This is a genomic window from Kocuria sp. (genome assembly GCF_030536815.1).
GTDB classification, from domain to species: domain Bacteria; phylum Actinomycetota; class Actinomycetes; order Actinomycetales; family Micrococcaceae; genus Kocuria; species Kocuria gwangalliensis.
The window spans coordinates 1-2,004 of the sequence record NZ_JAUNPE010000290.1 but is presented as its reverse complement, the minus strand read 5'-3'; the positions used below and the strand labels follow the sequence as shown (position 1 = coordinate 2,004).

The following is a 2,004-nucleotide window of genomic DNA, read 5'->3' as shown; positions in this document are numbered from 1 at the left end:
CTGCGACCCAAGCGCAACGGAAGGTGTAGGGACAAACGCGATCAATGGGTGAGTGGGCGGCCTGCAGTCTCTTTGGAGACGGCTACGGCGATCAAAGATCCAAGGGCTGCGACCACCAAGTACCACGCAGGTGCCAATGGAGTATTGAGAGCTGAAATCAAAAGAGTGGCCATGAAAGGCGCGGTGCCGCCGAATAAAGCATTGGAGACGTTGAAGCTGACAGCAAAACCGCTGTAGCGCATTCGGGTGGGGAAAGCTTCGGCCAGGAAGCTAGGTAGTGTCCCGTCGTTGAGAGTCAGCATGGCCCCGAGGACTACTTGAAGTATGAGGATCAGGACAAATGAGCCGGTGTCCAAGAGCATGAAGATGGGCACCGTGAGCACCATGAAGCTGATAGACGCCGCCATCAGGACTTTCTTGCGGCCGAATCGATCTGAGGCCATCCCTGTCAGGAAAATAAATCCCACATATGTGACCAGGGCAATGGACGTAGCAATGAAGGACTCGGTCTGGCCAAGTCCCACTTCCTCGTGGAGGTACGTGGGCATGTAGCTGAGCAGTATGTAGAAGCCCACCGCGTTCAGTAGTACTGCGCCGATGGTGCGGAGCAATGTCCACCAGTGGTACTTGAACATGTCCAGAACCGGGGTTGATTTCGTCTGTTCCTGTTCCGCGAGTTCACGGAACACGGGTGCGTCCTCGAGCCGGTTACGGATGTATCGGCCGATGAGACCCATTGGTCCTGCTAAGAGGAACGGGACTCTCCAGCCCCAGGACAGCATCTGATCGTCGGAGAGGATGGCCGTGAGCCCGGCGACGAACAACGAGCCGAAGAGTAGGCCACTTGCCGTGCTTGCCGGTACCACCGCCGCATAGACCCCTCGCTTGTGGTCCGGGGCGTACTCCACCAGGAAGGCCGACGCGCCCGCGTACTCGCCTGCGGCGGAAAACCCTTGGACCACACGCACGACCAACAACAGAATGGGCGCCGCAATGCCGATAGTTCTGTAATCGGGGATCAGAGCGATAGCGAATGTGGCTGCGGACATCACCAGGATGGAGAACGACAAAGCCACCGTCCGCCCGATCTTGTCCCCGATGTGTCCCCAGACGAACCCGCCTACCGGGCGGATGAAGAACGAGATGGCGAAGAGCCCGAAAGTCGCGAGCAAGGCTGTCTGTGGGTCTGAGTCCGGGAAGAACACCCGGGAGATGGTCGCGGCTAAATAGCCGTAAACCGCGTAATCGAACCACTCCACGAAGTTGCCCACGAAGCTCGCCGCAATGACTCGGCGTCGCTCGCTCTGGGTGACCACCTTCGAGGTGGTGCCGGATGTTTGTTGTGCCACGGGATTCCTTTCGAGCGACCTGCCGAGTAGAAGCAAGTGTGTGATCAGTGGCAGTGGAGAACTCACTTGATGACCGGTCCAGTTGCAGTGAGCGCAAGCTGGTTGTGCAAATGTAAGCTGCATCACACGACAAGGTCAAGGCTCAGAGGCAGATTCTCCGGCCGGCCCAGTAAAAATGAGGACTCTTAGGCAATTTTTGCGGGGGTTTAATGCTTCGACAAGTGCAAGAGTAAGAAGAAGACGGCCCAACCCGTAAGGTCCGATCAACGCAACAATGTTGTCTTTTTTGCAACACTGTTAGAGATCCATCTTAACCATGATGGCGCCACTCGCGCGGGGCACGGGCTTCTCATGGCGGGCGTCCGCCTTCTCGCCGGACGGGGAACGGAGGGCGCGGAGACCGGTGGGACGATTCAGTGGTGGAGTACCTGAACGGTCTCCCGCAGTTCAAGGACACGGTCTCGAAGACCCTCGCCGTTCCCCAGCCCGATCCGACTGTCCCCGGGTCGGGCTGGGGATGCGTGTGTGTCCAAAATGCGGCGGTCGTCAAGGATTCCGCTATGCCGAACCGTCGCCAACACTGTCCGGTGGCCCCGTGAGGTGTCAGAGCACCTTGCGCATGTGCTGCTCGAACTCGCCCACGTGCTCGCGCATG

1 protein-coding gene is annotated in these 2,004 nt (G+C 58.6%); it reads right to left on the bottom strand.

Annotated features, from left to right (window positions below; translation table 11 throughout):
- Positions 1-41 precede the first annotated feature (41 nt).
- Complete coding sequence (locus Q4E95_RS13250; RefSeq protein WP_303383745.1) at positions 42-1,349, bottom strand: MFS transporter; 1,308 nt, start codon at positions 1,347-1,349, stop codon at positions 42-44.
- Between the last annotated feature and the right edge of the window lie 655 nt (positions 1,350-2,004).